Origin of the sequence: Ruminococcus flavefaciens MA2007, assembly GCF_000621845.1 — a bacterium.
Classification (GTDB): domain Bacteria; phylum Bacillota; class Clostridia; order Oscillospirales; family Ruminococcaceae; genus Ruminococcus; species Ruminococcus flavefaciens_E.
In genome coordinates this window covers 76,210-93,489 of record NZ_JHXF01000015.1, presented here as the reverse complement: position 1 = coordinate 93,489, position 17,280 = coordinate 76,210, and the positions used below count along the sequence as shown (strand labels likewise).

The following is a 17,280-nucleotide window of genomic DNA, read 5'->3' as shown; positions in this document are numbered from 1 at the left end:
CTTTCAGCGTGAAACATTATAGTTTACCGTGTTTGAGCCTACGCCTGTATCTATATCTATTTTGTACTTGCTGCCGCTGCCCACAAAGTCGCTCTCGGGATTTGTGAGGTTTACGACTATCTCGCCTACGCCGCCGTCAATGTCGATATCGCCGTTTACTGTGCCTGTGAAGTTCAGCTCGCCTACGCCCTGATCTGCGTCCAAACCGCCGAGAACAGCGCTCGAAACTACTACCTCGCCTGCTCCGCCGTCGATATTAAGCTTGCTGCTGCACTTGATGCCATTTACAGTTACCTGACCTGCTCCGCACTCCAGATTGCCTTCCTCACAGTCGATATCCTCTAATGTAACATCGCCTGCTCCGCAGTCAACTCTGAATTTGCCGCACTTGAAACCAGCCATATCTGTCTCGCCTGCCCCAAGGTCGAGAACAAAGCTTTCGTACTCCTTATCAGGGAGCTTGATATCTACAACGGCATTGTTGCTATCACTGCCGTTGAGCCAGCTCGGAAGCATATAGAAGTGTATCTTCTTCTCGGAAAACTCAGTTGAGAATGTATCGCCCCTGACGCCTGCTGTAAAGCCCTCGGGCACGTTCTTAGCCTCTACATATATCTTGTCGTCATTGCTCTTGCTGACTGTAAGGTCTGCCCAGCCTATCTCAAGGTTGAACCTCTTTACGTCAGCTGCTCTGTAGCTCTCGCTGAAATCCTTTATCTTTGCGTATTTCTTGACATCGGTATTGTTGAAAAGGATAATTCCGATAACCAGCAGTGCTATGCCTACCAGCACGAATGATATCCATACCCAGTTGCCGCCGCTCTTCTTCTGAGGAGCTGCTGCCTGAACTTCCTGTGTTACCCCATTATTATTCTCATACATTTTCTTTTCCTCCCTTTTTGAATAATCCGCCTACCCATGTGAAAAGCTTCTTTATGCCTCTTCCGCAGGCAGGGATCGCTGCTCCGAATACAGGCTTGCAAAGAAGAATCACAAGTCCTGTGATGATAAGTCCTGCACCTAATGCCATAAGTGCTACTGACGGCGCTTCAAACAGCGCTGCGATACCGCCTACGATAAGACCGATACCTGCTGCGATGAACGCAAATATCAGTGAGAAGAGCACTACGATAATTACGAAAAGCATTACTACTGCCACGATAAGTACAGGCAGCCATATGGGGAATGTGAGCACTCCGATGATAATGCTTGCTGCTATCGCTCCGCCCGAAGGCTTTTTCTTCTGCTGCGGCTGAGGTGCCTGTGCAATGTTCTGCGGTACAGGCGGCGGAGGCGGTGTGATACCGCTCTCGCGGAGTATATTCACTGCTACGTCCTCGGGAGCTCCCATAGAAGCGGCAGTCTCCTCTTCCTTGCCGAAGCCTGCGTCCATGAATACTTCCTCATAATATGTAAGCGCGTCGTTTATATCCTCGACAGGCATTCCGCCTCTTTCAAGGCTGTTCCTTAATCTGGTAAGAAATTCAAGTTTGTTCATTGCTTTCAGCTCCCTCATTCAATAAAATACTGTCTATCTTCTTTTTGTGGCTCCGCCATTCCTCACGGTACTCCTCCAGCGAATCATTGCCCTGCGGCGTTATTCGGTAGTACCGCCTGTTCCTGCCCATGAACTCCTTATCATAAGTTTCAAGGAGCTCGCCTTTCTGCAAGCGTCTGAGGACGGGATACAATGTTGATTCCGAGATGTCCACAGCCTTTCGCAGATACTGGGTTATCTCATAGCCATAGGTGTCATTGTTCTGAACTATTGAAAGCACCATAGCGTCGAGAAGCCCTGCGTTGATAGAAAAACCCATAGTCATTCTCCTTTCATATTCAGTTATGCTGCTTGAACTTGTTTTGCCTGCAATATTTTATTGACTCCAATATTCAAGCTCTGACAATATTATACGTCGTATAATATTGTTTGTCAATACAATATTGTGATTTTTTAGTAACATTGTAGAGTTGCACAGTGAGAAGCTGATTTCGCTGTGCTTCGCATGGTAAATATTAACAAAAAGCAGTAAAAATGTAGGGGCTGGCGTCCCCGACAGCCCGTTAGTCTCACTTTATTTATGGGACGTCGAGGACTTCCAACAGAAGCCGCACCCCTCTGTCCTTCGGACATCTCCCTACACTGTAGGGAGTCACCGTCCCCTACAATGGGGTTATTTCATCGGCGCCCCTATAATGAAAAAAGGAAGCTTTCGCTTCCTTTTTTCTGTGTATTACTTTATCGCTTCAAATGCTCCCTCTATATCCTCTTCTTCTATAGTATATGTGCCATTGTCAAAGTCGAAAATATAGTGTCCAAGCTCTGCACGTTTATTTGTGTTCAGCTCTGAGATGTACGCAATCGCCTTTATACCGCTGCCTTCGCCTTTCAGATTGCAAAGTATAGCTGTTCCCGGGTCTAAGATACCTATCATTTCATTTGATGTATTACCGTTTCCTTCAAAAACAAATTCCACTGTCGAACTACCGTTTACAAATCCTGTATCATGTGGAACTACAAATTTGTAGGTTATTTCACCTGCGGTAAATTCGCCCTTAGAAGTAAATAGGGTTAAATTTTCTCCCGACACTGCCTTAGCTCCTGCTTTCGGATACTGTTCAACTACTGTGCCCTGCGGTTCATTGGAAGGTATCTCATAAGTGTATACCTTAAAGTTCTTGTAGCCTGCCATAACGGAAGCGTCCTCAGCCATTTTTCCGACGTAATCATCTACTGTGACCGAACCTGTGGCATCTGCGCCAAGACTTACATATAATGTCACGGTATCGCCCTTTCTCAGCTCTGTACCTGCTTCGGGCTCTGTTCTGATAACGTAGTTGGGCTGTACCTCATCATTCTTTTCTTTCTTGACCTCGTACTCATATCCGCGCTCTCTCAGCTCCTGCTTTGCAAGCTCAATGTTCTTATTGTACAGATCGGGCACAGAAAATGCTTCTTTGTTACCCACATGTACATATTTCCATATATCACTGCTGTTATTCTTTGCTGACAAATCGCCAATGGCATTTAAGAACTTCTCAGGATCTAATTCTATGGAGTTCAGAAACTGTATTATCTTTTCACTGCCGCTGTAAAGCTTAGTCTCTGTTTTGCCGTCGGCATCTTTACAATACATTATCGAACCGTCCAGCATATTAACTATGAGCAGATACGGATCGTTGTTATTATATATGTGCAGAAGCGAATTTTCGCCCTCGGCAGTCTGCTTATCGCTCAGCTCCTCCCACGGCAGATCGTAAAGCATGGTAACGAGCTCATTCAAATCTTCGCTTTCAAGCTCTATAGCCGCAGGTGCTATTGCAGGGCATAGCATACGCACCCTGTCTATCTCTCCGAATGGGTAATTGCTCACCTTGGACTCCGCATCGGACAGAGTTATATCACCGCCTGCAAACTGACTGTTACCGCCGCTGCGTCTTGCAAGCAAATAGCCGCCTGTGCCCAGTCCCGCAACAAGTGCAAGGGCAGCTGCCGCGGAAACTATCTTGTGCCATATGGGCTTTTTGTATTGCTCAACGCCTGATACTTCATCGGCATGAGCTTCATTACTTTCGTTTGTTCTTTCATTATATATCTTCTGGCTCAACTTGAACATCCTTTCCTTTTCTTCGGGTGAAGCAGGACAGTCAGCAGCAATGCGTTTTATTTCCTCGTCGTCTGCCATTTCAAAAACGTCGAGACCGAGTTCCTTATCATTCATATATTTCACTCCTTTATTCCAAGTTTTTCCAGCTGCTTTCTGAGCTTGTCCAGTGCCCTGCCGCTGCGCACGCGGACGTTTTCGGGCGTCATTGACACAAGCTCGGCTATTTCCTTTGAACTGCGGTCAAAGAAATACTTCTGCATGATTATGGTGGAATCCGGCTCGCCAAGCCGCTCTATACAGCTGAGAAGCGTACTGCGGAGCTCCCTGCGCTCAACGGTCTCCACGGTGTTGTCGGGAGCTTCGATATCCGCGGCTTCTTCGCTGTCGACCGAGACCGCAGGCACAGACCGCCGCGTAATGCGGTTAAAGACGTTTATTGCCTTACGCCGAGCAACAGTTCCCACAAATCCCGAGATATCGCCGTTTCCAGCCTTGTTCTCCTCGTAATATATGTATATGTCCGAGAAAACGTCTCCCACACATTCCTCAATATCCTCGCGGCTTGCACAGCTTCGGAGCTTGCTGAAAATTATGGTATAGACATAGCTGAAATACTGGTCGAATATGGCTCTCTGAGCCTTTTCTTTCGATTCACGGGCTGCATTCTGTAGTTCTTCATTTGTCATAGTTCATCACCTCTTGTAAAGCTTTAGCAATGCATTGTGTTGGCTTTCATACTATCTATTCACTTGCAGCATGGTCTGCGTAACACCTCGGGAAATATTTTTTTGTTTTTACAATAAAAACCGTCCGAACATCGAAAACAGGCATAAAGAAAACCTTTATGCCTGTTTCTGAAATAATTCCGCCCACGGATTTAATAGCCGTCGTTTGCAAGTGTAAGCTTTTCTCCGTTATACACGATATCAAACAGAGTTTTATCTATCATCATACGGTCACGGTCCATATAGTCAAGAATGTTGATATCAGTATCTACCTTTATATGTACCTCGGCTTCGTTATGGTGGATAGTGGTATCCTTTGTAAAGCCGCCTATTCCAAGAGCCTGCTTGCCCGTTACGGTAAGTCCTACAGCTACTCTGTCAAGCGAGGTATTTGTAGAGCCCTCAAGTGCCGCAAGAGCTGAGCAGCGCTCTCCCTTTATGGTTATGAAGCAGCTGGATTCTCTTATGGCAAACTCTGTCTTTTCGCCGTCAAGAGTTCCTATACCCACAAGCTCGGTGCCTGTCATGAATACCTTTATCGAGGTCTTGAAGATAGTGATAAAATCGCTCTTTCCGATAGAACCAATGGCAGCTCCTCTTGCAGAGTTCATCTCCATGCCGATATCACAGTCATGTATCACCATGTCGCTCTCAGCATAAAGAGCTCCGATGCCTACGTTGACGTCGCCCTGTACATTAAGTCGGTACTGACCTGCGTTGATATTGATAACGCCGCCGTTTCCCGAACCTATGGCAACTCCCTTCTCGCCGTCCGCATTGACAGTTATTCTGCCCGACTGCTCAAAGGTTATATCGCCGTGCCACATTCCTGCTCCGTTGCCTATGCCGTAGAATTCTTTGCCGTTTACGTTTATTTCAAGTCTGCCCTCGCCTGCTATGGTGAGCTTTGAGGACTGGGGAACACGTATTCCGCCCGTATCAAGCTTGTTATCACCGCTGAGTACAAGCGTTACTTCGTTGTCCTCTCCGATATCTATGCAGGGCTTGTTCTTTATACTGTTGAACCATGCGTTTTCAATAGTTATCCTGCCGCTGTAGCCCTTCCGCGTTTCTATGCGTATCTGGCTGTCAAGCTCGGAGCTGCCCTCGATACTGATATCGCCGCTGCCGTTTGAGCCGATAACTATGCACTTCATGCCCGACTGCATAAGCCTTTCGAGTATTATGCGCTCGGAAATATCAGCGATATATACCTGCTGTCCGATACCGTCCTCGCGCTCCTGATGATAGCGCTTTATCATCTGCTTGATGTCCTCGGGGATAGAATCAATTATCTCAGGAGACGGTCTTGCCGTAAAATAGCCCTGTATCAGGTCTGCTCCCAGAAGTATGACAGTGTGGAGCTCCTCAGCGGTCTCAACGCCCTCTGCAAGAGCAAGTATATCGTTTTCATGACAGAAGTGGATTATTTCTCTTACGAAATGGCGCTTTTTCGGGCTGTTCTGGATATCAGTCAGCAGCGAACGGTCTATCTTGACAAAATTCGGCATATAGCGCAGAAGATTTCCTGCATTGGAATATCCCGAACCGTAATCGTCAATAGCCATTTTTACGCCCATATTACGGTATCTCTCCTTGAGGAACTCAAGGCTCTCGTCGTCTATCTCAGACTGCTCGGTCATCTCAACTACAGCCGTATCTGAATGCTTGAGAAGCATTTTGGTAACTTTTCTGAAATCCTCTGTGCTCATTTTAGCTTCGGGGATACTGTTTATGAATACCGACTTGCCGAAGAAATCTTCCTTTCTCACGTCTATTATGCCGAGAACATTGAGGAATGTGCCGCGCTCGATGTCGGGAAGTCTGTTGACAAGCGAAGCGTACTTCAATATGTGATAGGGAGTGAGCTTCATATCGCTCTTAGGTCTCATAAGAGCCTCATATGAGTATATCTCGCCGTCCTTTGCGCTTACGATAGGCTGGAAATAGTAATCAAAGAGGTTTTCATCGATAATATGCTCTGTTTCCTGTAATTCTGCCAGTTCAGCCTCGGAAAGATTAGCCAGCTTATGGTCTGTGCCGCTGTTTTTCAGGCGTATGAGCATTTCAGCGAGAGTATCCGCGTCATCAATTACCGCATTCTCTATATCGCCGGTATGTTCGCGGCGGAATCGCTCGATAAGCGCCGTTCTTTCGCCGTCCGTTGAGACGTCTTTGAGCTCGCACAGCAGCTCGTGTATCCACAAGCAGTCATTGCTCTTTTCAGACATGGTACTCCCCCCTTTACTTACAGAATACAGCTTTGTACATATTATATCATTTTTTCTTTTAATTTTCAACCCATTTAAACAAAGTCATCTAAAATTTACAATCATTTAAAATTTTTATTGCGGTATCATGTAAAAGCTGCGCAAATCATTACAAAAAAACAGGCGGTCACGCAAATGCCGTGGACGCCTGTTAATCATTATTCTATTTTGGTGGAGCATAGGGGATTCGCCCCCCTGACCCCCACACTGCCAGAATAGAATGATTTAATTTCATTATGTTGCTTATAATCCGCAATCCCTGATATTTAGCCATTTTCAAACAGCAGCTATTCCATGATTTGTATCAAATACATATCTAATTTTATTGCAATAACGGAAATATAACGGAAACGGTTTTGCAGTAAGAATTCCCGGATTTTCACATTACCTTCACATTATCTAATATTATCATTCATACCATTTTGCACACAGTTTCGGCTGTGAAGATTTTGAGCTTCAGAAAAATAGTTTGCGTGAAAAAAGTGGTAAGAGCAGTACTTTCATTTACCGTGCGATTGTTGAAGGAGATATAATGCGAAGCTATGGTTTTTACTACCATTCTACTTTTATCTTCGTTTTTGAGTAATGGTTTTCAGGAATTGCATATTCGTATTCAACATTTATGTCATTTTTTCGTAATTTAGGTACTGATATTTACAGTGACAGCGAACATAATATGCTGACCAATGTGCTCAATTATTTCTATCAGAATCGTTCAGGTGCAGATATCGAGTCAAAATATATCACATCGGGTGAAAAAGATAAACTCGCACACGCAGGCGTTCATAAGACAGATATGGGCTATGTTCAGAATAAATGGAAAAATGAATATCTGTCAGACTATGGAAATACTACGGACAAAATCCAAGTCTGTACATTTATCCTGTTGACTTTCACGCAAAAGCATGATATAATTTTAACGAAGTTTAAGACAGGAGATGTGTCAATGGATAAGATCAACGATATAATCAGTCAGATCGACAGCTATGTATGGGGACTTCCGCTTATTATCCTCATCATGGCTTGCGGAATATTACTTACATTCAGACTGAGATTTTTGCAGGTACATAAACTTGGCAAGGCATTGAAGTACATGGTGAAGAATGAAGAGGAAGGCAACGGTGAAGTATCAAGCTTCGCGGCACTTTGCACCGCTCTCTCGGCTACCGTCGGAACAGGCAATATAGTCGGAGTCGCAACGGCTATTTCGGCAGGCGGTTCAGGAGCTCTGTTCTGGATGGAGCTTGCCGCATTTTTCGGTATGGCTACAAAATACGCAGAGGGAATGCTTGCGGTAAAATACCGTATCAAGGACGAAAACGGCAATATCCTCGGCGGTCCTTTCTATTATATTGAAAACGGACTCGGAAAGAAATGGAAATGGCTTGGTAAAATGTTTGCAATTTTCGGGCTCCTTGCAGGTATCATGGGAATAGGTACTATAACCCAGATAAACGGTATCACATCAGCTGCAAATAATTTTTTTGACCCGCAGCAAAGTCATACAGTTTCTGTATTCGGCATGGAATACACTTGGACTACCGTAATTGCAGGTGCTGTAATAACTCTGCTGACCGCACTTATCGTTATTGGCGGCATCAAGCGTATTGCCACTGTTTCAGAGATAGTAGTCCCCGTAATGATAATCGCTTATGCAGGCTGCTGTCTTATCATTATTTTCTGCCATATAACAGAGATACCCACGGCATTATCATCTATCATCAAAGGCGCATTCAGCCTTAAAGCTGCCGCAGGCGGTGCGGCTGGAACTGTAATGATGTACGCTATGAAAAGCGGTGTTGCAAGAGGTATCTTCTCAAACGAAGCAGGCCTCGGCTCTGCACCTATTGCAGCCGCTGCCGCCAAAACCAACGAGCCTGTACGTCAAGGTCTTGTTACTATGACAGGTACATTCATCGACACTATCATTGTCTGTACAATGACCGGTCTCGCCATAATCATGTCAGGAAGCCACAATACCTCTGAACTTAAAGGCGTTATGATAACTATGGATGCATTTGACTACGGGCTGCCGTTCAGCGAGAGAATATCCTCGTTCATACTCATGTCCTGTCTTGCAGTGTTTGCGTTTACCACCATACTCGGCTGGAACTATTATTCGGAGCGCTGCCTTTCTTATCTGACAGGCGCTAACAAAAAGATAACAGGAATATATCGCTGGGTGTACATCGCCGCTGTTTTCATAGGTCCTTACCTTGCTGTTGAAGCAGTCTGGAATCTGGCGGACATATTCAACGGTCTTATGGCAATACCTAATGTTGTAGCGATAATCCTGCTCTCGGGAGTAATATCCTCCGAGACAAAAGATTACTTAACAAGACTAAAAGCAGGAAAAGTAAAGGAATAAAAAAGAGACCTCACAGATGAAACTGTGAGGTCTCTTTTTAAGTCATATCCGCATGGAGATAATTTTTGTATGGCTTGTATCAGCCATTAACTGAATTTGATGCGTAAGTTGAGAGTATCTCGGAAGCATCCACACTGTTTACAGCACCGTCTGAATTGATGTCTGCCATATACTCCATATGAGCCACAGTAACATTGCTGATCTCTGCATTTACAGCTGTTTCTGCATAGTAGCTGAGAACATAGCTTGCGTCGATTGCGTTTACACTGCCGTCAAAGTCAACGTCGCCCACTTCCTTGTCCTTGCAGAGCTTCTCGATGTAAGGTCTGATGTCGCTGAGATCTACAAGTCCCTTCTTTTCAAGAAGCTGGAGATAGTAGATATCAAGCTTGTACTGAGGCTGTTCATGTGCCAGACCGACAACACACTGATAGATCATGTAATCGCCGAAGGTTCCCGGAATATTGTCATTGTCAAGCTCTACATTCTGATCGATGAGGTTCCACATATCAGCAGGAAGTATGCTTTCTTCAGCTGTTCTGCCTGCACTGAGGTCGTCAACATATAACTCAAAGACATATGTATCCAGGTAGTTTATCTCGCCGTCCTTGTTTATGTCAAACATGTCATTCTTGAGACCGCCTTTCAAAACAGTCTTTCCATCATTGATCAATGAAATAAAAGCATCATTATCACTCATATAATCGTGATCCTCAATAGCCAAATGGCGCTTCTTCGCCTTCTGCTCATAATTAAAACCTCCGAAGTAGTGTCTCTTCTATTATACACTACTTTGGAGGTTTACACAAATTTTAGGATAGACTCTTTATTTTTAGATCATTATAGAATACACGGTATTCGTTAGTTCTATCTCCATATCTTTTCAATGTAAGATATTCTTTTATGCAAATACCTCCAGTATAAAGATCTCCCCGATAATTGAAGAACTTTTCCATGTGCTTGTCAAATTCTTCCTGCGTTACACTGCTATCGAAGTATTTGGGGAAAGATGTTCCCTTTACAGATTTGACATAGTCCTTAACCATAAAACGGTTGAACATCTTTTTTATCTCATCAACATTAAGACTTTTGCCTTCTGGGAACACTGCCATTCTTGCTGTATCAGTAATAATCTCAGAATAAACATTAGGAAAAATATGAAAATGCTCATACTCGTTCGGAGCGGTTATAAGCGTTATTCCTTTTTCAATCAGCTGAACGTAAAAATTGGTATATATCTCAGGCTTCATCATCCAGCCACGATATATGGCAGTACATGGCTCTGAAATCAGATGATCTAATACGAGCTTTCCTTCATTGAACCACTTATCGTAAGAAAAAAGAACAATGTTAAACAAGCCTGTTTCGGTAGCTGCATCATATTCAGCTTTCAAGTCTTCATCAACATTTCTGATTGAAAAGTAGCTTGAAGGAAATAAAATCGTTTTTATCATATCATCACTTCCTGTCGTTTTTCTCATTATAGCACACGAAACAACCTTTGGCAATATTTTGAATACTATCTCAGAAAAAACTTTTGCGTGAAAAAAGTGGTAAAAGTGGTAAGAACAGGTTTGTATGCTCCCTGTTTTGAATGCATTAGTATATCTCTTATAATGTCATTACTGTTTACTTTCTATGAAATGATTTTTGCAATTACTGCAGTAGAGTTTGATCTGACCGTGATCCCAATTGATTCTGTCCATTTGAACCAGTTTACGTTTTTTTCCCCAACAGACAGCACAGTAGCATGTCTTGGGATTTTCTCCGTCTAATGTTAAATACGGCTGTTCATGCCTTATAAAGCTATTCTCTATATCAGTACCTTTTTTCAACTCCGCATTTTCTTCCCGTAATTTTGCTATCTCTGTCTGCATATCTAAAGCCTGTGAGCTCAAATCAATCAACTGCCTATACAGTTCGATATTGTCAACTTTTTGCGCTATTCCGATTGCGTCTTTTATTCCTTCATATAGTCCCATGGTAATTCTCCTTTCACGTTTTGCGATTGTTGCTTCATTTTTGTATCGACATATTTTCATTTAGTTATGCGTTGCCGCCCCACAAAGGGGCGACTGATCATTTCTTCTATATTATGATTGTATCAGGAGGAAACTGATGATGCTTTAAAAGCATACGTCTTTGCTGAGCATTTCTATTGAATAGATATCATCAAAAGGTATAGTTGTCTTAATAACCTTAAGTCTACGGTACGGAAGATTGATCTCAGTCACTACTCCTTCTATGTTTGTATATGCATCAACGTCGTAGTATCGTATCTTTACAGTTATACCTACTCGCAGTTTGTTAAGTGTACCGGATATTTCTTCAGCCTCATCCTCTCCGAGTTCTTTCTTGGTTTCGGTTATACGCTCCTGCATCCTGACACATTCATAGTACCCTTTAAGAGCCGCAAAGGGAGCGAACTGAACGGCTCTGTCAGCGTGTCGCTGTATATTAGACTTATCCATTATGACCTCCCACCATCGTATTTCGCTTCATACCTGTAGCTTTGTCAAATAGGTTGAATCCTTTTAGCAGGGCATTCTTTCCATATTTATTGCGAATATCAACCATAGCGACCTCCATCTGCTTCTCTTTCTCATCATCCTCAAGATCATCGAAGAAGCTGAGCTGCATATCGGGTTCATATGTCAAATTAGTCAGAGAAATCCCTATCTGACGTATTCCATAGCCTATTCTTACCTTATCTATGAATAGTTTACCGAAAGCTTCCTGTATCTTTTTTATGGAGCAGGTAGCTTGTGTAAGCTTCATAGCTCCGCCTGTTGCAGGTATACAGTCCTTTGAATATCTGATATATAGAGAAATTCCCTTAGCATAGAGGTTTTCTTCAACAAGCTCAAGTACGAGATTTTCTACCATTTCTTTCATTACTATACGAGCGCCGTCCACGTCATAGTCCGAGAATAGTATCTGACTGTTGGATAGTGAACGACTCTTGCCTCTGTAATTATGGATATCTTCCATAGTGCAGGACTCCCGTCCCCAGGCATGGTCTATTATGAATTCAGCATTAACACCAAATTCCTTGTATAGTAGAGCCTCTGGCAGCATGGTGATACCCTGCATATCATAGACTCCGTATTTTGCAAGTCTTGCGGCTTTACCATGTCCAAAGCCCCAGAAATCAGTCAACGGTTGATGATTCCACAGCAGCTTCCTATACAGCTCTTCAGTGAGGATACCGATATGCTCCGGGACATGCTTTGCTACAATATCCATAGCTATCTTGGCAAGATAAAGGTTAGTGCCGATACCTGCAGTAGCGCAGATGCCAGTCTTGTTCATAACTGCGTTCATTAGCATCTTAGCGAAATCTGTAGCTTTGCAGTTATATGTCTTCAAATATGGCGTAGCATCGATAAATACTTCATCGATGGAGTAAACATGGATATCATCAGGAGACAGGAACCGCAGATAGATACCGTAGATTTGAGCAGATACCTCTATGTATTTACGCATCCGAGGCATAGCTATCTCATATTGTATCTGCTTAGGGATCTCAAATATACGGCATCGGTTCTTAACTCCAAGCTCTTTTAATGCAGGAGAAATAGCCAGTGTTATTGCGCCATCGCCTCTTGTCGGATCAGCTACAACAAGAGGAACCTTGAACGGATCATAGCCTCTGGCAATGCATTCAACAGAAGCATAGAACGATTTCAGGTCAATACACAAGTAAACTCGTCCCATATCTTTGCCTCCCTTAAAATGATACCTTCTGTTTGTATCAACAATTCTATCACGAAACAAACGTTCTGTCAATAGCCTAGATGCATTTTCTAAAAACTTCATCATCCTTGACAATGAATACGAACATATTTTCGACAACATAACCAAAACGATATCCCAACTGAGTATAAGAAGATCCGCCCAATGGGCGGATCAAAGACGTATTTTCAGCTTTTGCGTTTTTTAAAGATATATCGCTAATTACTTGGGATAATCAGTAATATGAACAACTTGTTTAGTTAGGTTTATAGAACTGATGCGATGAACTTATCGCGCCAACTTTCGTCAAACTTTGTGATATCCTTTAGGAATAGTTCGCGCACTTGCTTAATAATCTTATGATATTCATGTTTATGCTCTTCCATTAACAAAACTAATTCATTGGTGTTAATGGGCATAATTATTACACTGTCAGTGTACTTAGTTTTGTCGGTTGAAGACTGCAGTGGAACAGACGATATCGCCTTCCAAATATTAATTGTGTTGAAGTCAAATGTATCAGCTACAAAGAATGTTGTGACATCTCTTCCCTCGCCATTTTCTTCTTCAATTTTTAAGTTGACAGAGTGACGGAGTACCGGTTCCCATTCGCCTCGCTTTTGACTGTTGGCGTTCATTAGTGTTGCTTCAAGCATGACAACTTGAGATTTTTCACGTATTACAATATCACCCATTCCACCGCTAGCATGTGTAAGCGGTTCAAAATCTGCTGACAGTGTTAGATTATAGCTATTTAGCAAATCAATTGTCTTGTTTGAAAAGTAATACCAGGCAAGCCCAACAATATATTCATAGATTGTTGGGACAGTAGAGTCTGGACATACTTCTTCTTTTATTGCCTTATCATTGGTGCGGTCAGCAAACATACACATTAATTTTTTTACACGAGTTTCGGGATATTTTTCCTCAATGAAGTGAACAAATTCTTCTTTGCGTTTTTCATTAACAATGTCATGAATTTCCGATATTTCATGTCCTTCAAATTCGTTCTGTACTGCAATGAGTATGTCGCTTATTAGTTCCTCAGAATAGTTAAGGATTGAAATAATCGAATGGTTCGTAAGATAATAGCTATGAGTTTTTTCTTCATAATCTTCTACGTTATTTACGGACTCAATAGAAATATCACCGAATATTTGAGCTTTAACAGAATCTATATTGAAGATGTGCTTACATAACTCTCGACACGTCAGTTCTACATAGCCCTTATCAAAGCTGATTATACCTGTTGCCTTGAATATTCTCATTGTTGTATCAGAATACTCTCGAATGATATCAATTGTCTTGGAACGTACAAAGCGAAGATATATGATAGAATTGAGGTTTCCCTTGAATATGTCAAGATCTTCTTTTTTCAAAAAACTCTCAACACTGGGCCTTTCTCCACGCTTACTCTTAAATATTCCGCTACCATAGCCAAAAGCCTTGCACAGTGCAGACCTATTATCTTCATATGTAGTCAACATTTTATCAAGAGTTGCTACATCTTTCTTGGCAATAAAATCTCTGATGGCCTTGTAAAATTTGTAATAATCTGCAATAGTAGCACTACTTTTTTGATTTTTGAAATGTTTGGAGAATACTTCAAATGAAATGATATCGTCATTATTGATGTCCGCCGGAATATCAAAACTGTATGATTGAATAATTGAGTCTTTTGCATAGTTATCTAAGAATACATCATAGTCATCAATTCTATGATATGGGCTTAAACCTTGTATGATTTCAAAAAACTCATCTTGTGATATACGATCTTTATGTAACAAAGCATAAAGCGCCATACAGAATGGTGAATAGTACTTTACCCCTGCTATATCAAAAATACGCAATTTCAATAATTGCCTCAGATATACTATATTTGTGTCATTCAAAGGAAGCATTGCTTCGAATTCATCTTTATCAAGCGCGACTTTACCGAGAAGGACATCACCGACTATTGAAATATGACGATAATCATCCGTCAAGCCTAATTTAACAAGATTGCTTGTATAGTGTCTTGCTCGTGCCTCAACGCTCTTGTCTAATTCATCAAACCAATCATGATTACTAGTTAGGCAGCCTTCAATTCCTTGGATGTCTTGATTTAATACAGCCTGCTTCAAAACAGGATTCTTATCAAGTTGAGAAATCAGATTATCATATTTATCATGTTTTTGAAACACATCTGGTGAAAGAGCGATTGCCTGCTGATAAAAATTGAGTTGAGAAAAGCTTTCTGGAAGATGGTTCCATGTCATTTTCTTGTTGCGTAATAAATCATCTAATATCGTTAAATACCCTTGCAGAGCATTTATGACATCATTTCTTCGACCATTGGTGTCCATTAGATTGAAGATTTGTTTTTCTTTAACTCTCAAAGTGCAGCTCCTCCTTAATAATTCGTGATTAGCACTTCTTCTGAACTGCTTGATTTGTCCTTCGTCTGATAATTGGAATTGGCATAGTTAAACTTCAGCTGATGTACAGTATATGTTTTCTTGTGTGCTTCAAGCCAATCTATTAGTATTGCATTTTCCTTCCCTTTACTTCGTAGCACATTTGACAATGCACAGCGTATATTCCGTGCAGTCAGCGATTGGATAAATTCAAGCAAGCGCACTTCATCATTCTCATTCCAACCATCTTGCTCGTTGTATGTAGCACAGGTTATCAAATATGGCGGATCTATATATACAAAATCTTCAGATGATAGTGTATCAATATCAAATTTAGCAAAATCAATACTGGTAAACAATGAATCTTGAGTCTTTATTATATCGATGAAAGATAGTAGCTTTTCTTCCATCTTTTTGTTGAAATCACGCTTGCCTACAGGAAGGTTGAACTCACCGTTTCGATTGAAACGGATTTGATTGTTGAACGAGTATATGATTAGTACATATAGTAGTATACAGTGTAAGTAGTTCTCATTCTTATGTAAGTTATAATCATCTCTCATTTTTAGGTACTTTTCCTTGTTATAGCTACTTAGACCTTTGCTACTATTGCAACCGTAGAAATCATACCCATTTTTACTTACAAGAGATAAATCATATTTTTCAATTATTGCATATATGGTTTTAAGTGTTACGTCTTTGTCGTTGCTTTTCAACGCGTTGTAGAGAGAGAGTAAGTAGGTGTTCGTATCATTGTAAATATGATGATTAGCCTTCACATTAATGCCAACATTACAGCCACCACAGAACAAGTCAACAAAGGTATTAATCTTATCAGGAAACAGTGGTAAAAGCTGCGGTAGCAACTTATACTTACCCCCAGTATAGTTAAGTGGGGATTGAATCATAGCTATCACCTATCACATGTGCAGAGAAAGAGTCTCTCTGCATTATCTTTAATGTCAGACTTACCAGCAGAGAACGCCTTGTAACTCTCCTCGAACACCTGCAATCGACCTTTTTTCTGCAATATTTCATTTATCGCCTCGTCCGAAATTTTGGCATTTGAACGATCATTTCCTTTTGTTGCCATGTTGTTGTAAGAGAAAAGAATGTATCGTGCATGAATATTATCAATCAACTCTCGAAAAGCTTGTTCAGCAGAACGAGTGCAATATCGACTTTTCATAAATGTTCTATCCATCTTTTTTGCCACACCGTAGACTTCTGGCTTTTCCCATCGAGCAACATTCTCTAAGAGATGATAGGCGTCACAGTATTGCCGCGAATTATATGGAGGATCAATATACATTAAGTCAACTTCAATTCGCTTTACCAGTTCATTAGCATCCTCATTATAGCATTGATTTAATGGATTATTCAGTTTACTTACATTAGGCATACTCAATGTCAAGTGCTTATCAAATGTACTCCCTTGAATAAAAGCATCATAGTGACCACAAGTGTTCGCAATCCTATCCATTGCATAAAGAAGTGACATAATAAGAATAGCCTTTTCACGTTCATTCAGCTTGTGTTCTTTGTACTTAGTTTCTATATCTTCACGTATATAGCCTATTTTAGCACAGTCTTCACGGCTGAAATAAGTATTTGAAAAATTACGTGTCATATAGTTTTCTTCGGTAATGTTCAAATCATTGTAACCGGCGATAAGCCCTATCAATTTTGAGCAGTCATATGGCTGACTGCTAAACCAAGCATAGTTGCATACAAAATTGCTGTACATCAAGTCATTTGTGATGATCTGCCTATCTGTAAATGCCGAGGCAACTGCACCTGTGCCTGAAAAAATATCAGCAATCGAGACGACATTCTTGCAATGTGAATTAACAACTTCTGTGATGAAAGGTATTAACTTATACTTGTTTCCAAGATAGCGACGATTGTTAATACTGATCGTGCCAACATCATTGAGCATAGGTGCATCATCTGGGGCATAAGTGATCAAATCTCCGTAGTCACATCCGAGCAAGGAACAAATCTTTCCAAGTACTGATAAAGCTACTTCTTCATTTCTGCGTATCTTAGTCATTGTGTTAGGTGCTATTCCTGTATACTTCCGTAAGTCTGCAGCACTCATTTTGTGGTATGAGAGCATATTCCATAAGCCATCATATGTTACAGACATTGTCATCACTCCAATTCATAACTTCATATCTC

15 protein-coding genes are annotated in these 17,280 nt (G+C 41.5%); 1 reads left to right on the top strand and 14 read right to left on the bottom strand.

Going from position 1 to position 17,280, the window contains the following annotated elements:
* Nucleotides 1–3 precede the first annotated feature (3 nt).
* The 6 genes from T497_RS0108695 to T497_RS0108670 all read right to left on the bottom strand — a co-directional run bounded on the left by T497_RS0108695 (nucleotide 4) and on the right by T497_RS0108670 (nucleotide 6,561).
* The gene (locus tag T497_RS0108695) at nucleotides 4–882 is read right to left on the bottom strand and encodes a DUF4097 family beta strand repeat-containing protein (protein WP_028515276.1); all 879 of its coding nucleotides are present in this window, start codon (nucleotides 880–882) and stop codon (nucleotides 4–6) included.
* On the bottom strand, nucleotides 875–1,498 hold the full coding sequence (locus T497_RS0108690) for a DUF1700 domain-containing protein (RefSeq protein WP_028515275.1): 624 nt from the start codon (nucleotides 1,496–1,498) through the stop codon (nucleotides 875–877). Before T497_RS0108690 ends, T497_RS0108695 begins: the two co-directional genes overlap by 8 nt.
* Nucleotides 1,485–1,817 carry a PadR family transcriptional regulator gene (locus T497_RS0108685; RefSeq protein WP_024860438.1) on the bottom strand — a complete coding sequence of 111 codons (333 nt, stop codon included), beginning with the start codon at nucleotides 1,815–1,817 and terminating at the stop codon, nucleotides 1,485–1,487. Before T497_RS0108685 ends, T497_RS0108690 begins: the two co-directional genes overlap by 14 nt.
* A gap of 414 nt (nucleotides 1,818–2,231) precedes the next feature.
* Nucleotides 2,232–3,719: a PASTA domain-containing protein gene (locus tag T497_RS0108680; protein WP_028515274.1), complete on the bottom strand. Its 1,488-nt coding sequence runs from the start codon at nucleotides 3,717–3,719 to the stop codon at nucleotides 2,232–2,234.
* Between the two features lie 5 nt (nucleotides 3,720–3,724).
* Nucleotides 3,725–4,291, bottom strand: coding sequence for an RNA polymerase sigma factor (locus T497_RS0108675; RefSeq protein ID WP_028515273.1), 567 nt, complete (start codon nucleotides 4,289–4,291; stop codon nucleotides 3,725–3,727).
* 191 nt (nucleotides 4,292–4,482) lie between these two features.
* The gene (locus T497_RS0108670; protein WP_028515272.1) at nucleotides 4,483–6,561 is read right to left on the bottom strand and encodes an EAL domain-containing protein; all 2,079 of its coding nucleotides are present in this window, start codon (nucleotides 6,559–6,561) and stop codon (nucleotides 4,483–4,485) included.
* Between the two features lie 985 nt (nucleotides 6,562–7,546).
* Between T497_RS0108670 and T497_RS0108665 the strand changes: the two genes are divergently transcribed.
* The gene (locus tag T497_RS0108665; RefSeq protein WP_028515271.1) at nucleotides 7,547–8,968 is read left to right on the top strand and encodes an alanine/glycine:cation symporter family protein; all 1,422 of its coding nucleotides are present in this window, start codon (nucleotides 7,547–7,549) and stop codon (nucleotides 8,966–8,968) included.
* A gap of 79 nt (nucleotides 8,969–9,047) precedes the next feature.
* On the opposite strand, the gene T497_RS0108660 is transcribed toward T497_RS0108665, so the two are convergent.
* From T497_RS0108660 to T497_RS0108625, 8 genes are all read right to left on the bottom strand, one after another.
* Nucleotides 9,048–9,668, bottom strand: coding sequence for a dockerin type I domain-containing protein (locus tag T497_RS0108660; protein ID WP_155266878.1), 621 nt, complete (start codon nucleotides 9,666–9,668; stop codon nucleotides 9,048–9,050).
* Between the two features lie 112 nt (nucleotides 9,669–9,780).
* Nucleotides 9,781–10,422, bottom strand: a complete 642-nt coding sequence (locus T497_RS16350; protein WP_051530595.1) for a hypothetical protein — start codon at nucleotides 10,420–10,422, stop codon at nucleotides 9,781–9,783.
* Nucleotides 10,423–10,590: 168 nt separating this feature from the next.
* Nucleotides 10,591–10,950: a hypothetical protein gene (locus T497_RS16345; RefSeq protein WP_051530594.1), complete on the bottom strand. Its 360-nt coding sequence runs from the start codon at nucleotides 10,948–10,950 to the stop codon at nucleotides 10,591–10,593.
* Nucleotides 10,951–11,094: 144 nt separating this feature from the next.
* Nucleotides 11,095–11,439 carry a YolD-like family protein gene (locus tag T497_RS0108645; RefSeq protein ID WP_028515269.1) on the bottom strand — a complete coding sequence of 115 codons (345 nt, stop codon included), beginning with the start codon at nucleotides 11,437–11,439 and terminating at the stop codon, nucleotides 11,095–11,097.
* Complete coding sequence (locus T497_RS0108640) at nucleotides 11,432–12,685, bottom strand: DNA repair protein (RefSeq protein ID WP_028515268.1); 1,254 nt, start codon at nucleotides 12,683–12,685, stop codon at nucleotides 11,432–11,434. Before T497_RS0108640 ends, T497_RS0108645 begins: the two co-directional genes overlap by 8 nt.
* Nucleotides 12,686–12,969: 284 nt before the next feature.
* Nucleotides 12,970–15,081, bottom strand: a complete 2,112-nt coding sequence (locus tag T497_RS0108635) for an AlwI family type II restriction endonuclease (RefSeq protein ID WP_028515267.1) — start codon at nucleotides 15,079–15,081, stop codon at nucleotides 12,970–12,972.
* A 14-nt stretch (nucleotides 15,082–15,095) separates the two neighbouring features.
* Nucleotides 15,096–16,007, bottom strand: a complete 912-nt coding sequence (locus T497_RS0108630; RefSeq protein ID WP_037324695.1) for a Dam family site-specific DNA-(adenine-N6)-methyltransferase — start codon at nucleotides 16,005–16,007, stop codon at nucleotides 15,096–15,098.
* A 5-nt stretch (nucleotides 16,008–16,012) separates the two neighbouring features.
* Nucleotides 16,013–17,248 carry a DNA adenine methylase gene (locus T497_RS0108625; protein ID WP_196243030.1) on the bottom strand — a complete coding sequence of 412 codons (1,236 nt, stop codon included), beginning with the start codon at nucleotides 17,246–17,248 and terminating at the stop codon, nucleotides 16,013–16,015.
* Between the last annotated feature and the right edge of the window lie 32 nt (nucleotides 17,249–17,280).

What these genes read in the sequence shown, in the direction of transcription:
- T497_RS0108695 (WP_028515276.1), bottom strand. Translation starts at nt 882, where the DNA reads ATGTATGAGAATAATAATGGGGTAACACAGGAAGTTCAGGCAGCAGCT.
- T497_RS0108690 (WP_028515275.1), bottom strand. Translation starts at nt 1,498, where the DNA reads ATGAACAAACTTGAATTTCTTACCAGATTAAGGAACAGCCTTGAAAGA.
- T497_RS0108685 (WP_024860438.1), bottom strand. Translation starts at nt 1,817, where the DNA reads ATGGGTTTTTCTATCAACGCAGGGCTTCTCGACGCTATGGTGCTTTCA.
- T497_RS0108680 (WP_028515274.1), bottom strand. Translation starts at nt 3,719, where the DNA reads ATGAATGATAAGGAACTCGGTCTCGACGTTTTTGAAATGGCAGACGAC.
- T497_RS0108675 (WP_028515273.1), bottom strand. Translation starts at nt 4,291, where the DNA reads ATGACAAATGAAGAACTACAGAATGCAGCCCGTGAATCGAAAGAAAAG.
- T497_RS0108670 (WP_028515272.1), bottom strand. Translation starts at nt 6,561, where the DNA reads ATGTCTGAAAAGAGCAATGACTGCTTGTGGATACACGAGCTGCTGTGC.
- T497_RS0108665 (WP_028515271.1), top strand. Translation starts at nt 7,547, where the DNA reads ATGGATAAGATCAACGATATAATCAGTCAGATCGACAGCTATGTATGG.
- T497_RS0108660 (WP_155266878.1), bottom strand. Translation starts at nt 9,668, where the DNA reads ATGAGTGATAATGATGCTTTTATTTCATTGATCAATGATGGAAAGACT.
- T497_RS16350 (WP_051530595.1), bottom strand. Translation starts at nt 10,422, where the DNA reads ATGATAAAAACGATTTTATTTCCTTCAAGCTACTTTTCAATCAGAAAT.
- T497_RS16345 (WP_051530594.1), bottom strand. Translation starts at nt 10,950, where the DNA reads ATGGGACTATATGAAGGAATAAAAGACGCAATCGGAATAGCGCAAAAA.
- T497_RS0108645 (WP_028515269.1), bottom strand. Translation starts at nt 11,439, where the DNA reads ATGGATAAGTCTAATATACAGCGACACGCTGACAGAGCCGTTCAGTTC.
- T497_RS0108640 (WP_028515268.1), bottom strand. Translation starts at nt 12,685, where the DNA reads ATGGGACGAGTTTACTTGTGTATTGACCTGAAATCGTTCTATGCTTCT.
- T497_RS0108630 (WP_037324695.1), bottom strand. Translation starts at nt 16,007, where the DNA reads ATGATTCAATCCCCACTTAACTATACTGGGGGTAAGTATAAGTTGCTA.
- T497_RS0108625 (WP_196243030.1), bottom strand. Translation starts at nt 17,248, where the DNA reads ATGTCTGTAACATATGATGGCTTATGGAATATGCTCTCATACCACAAA.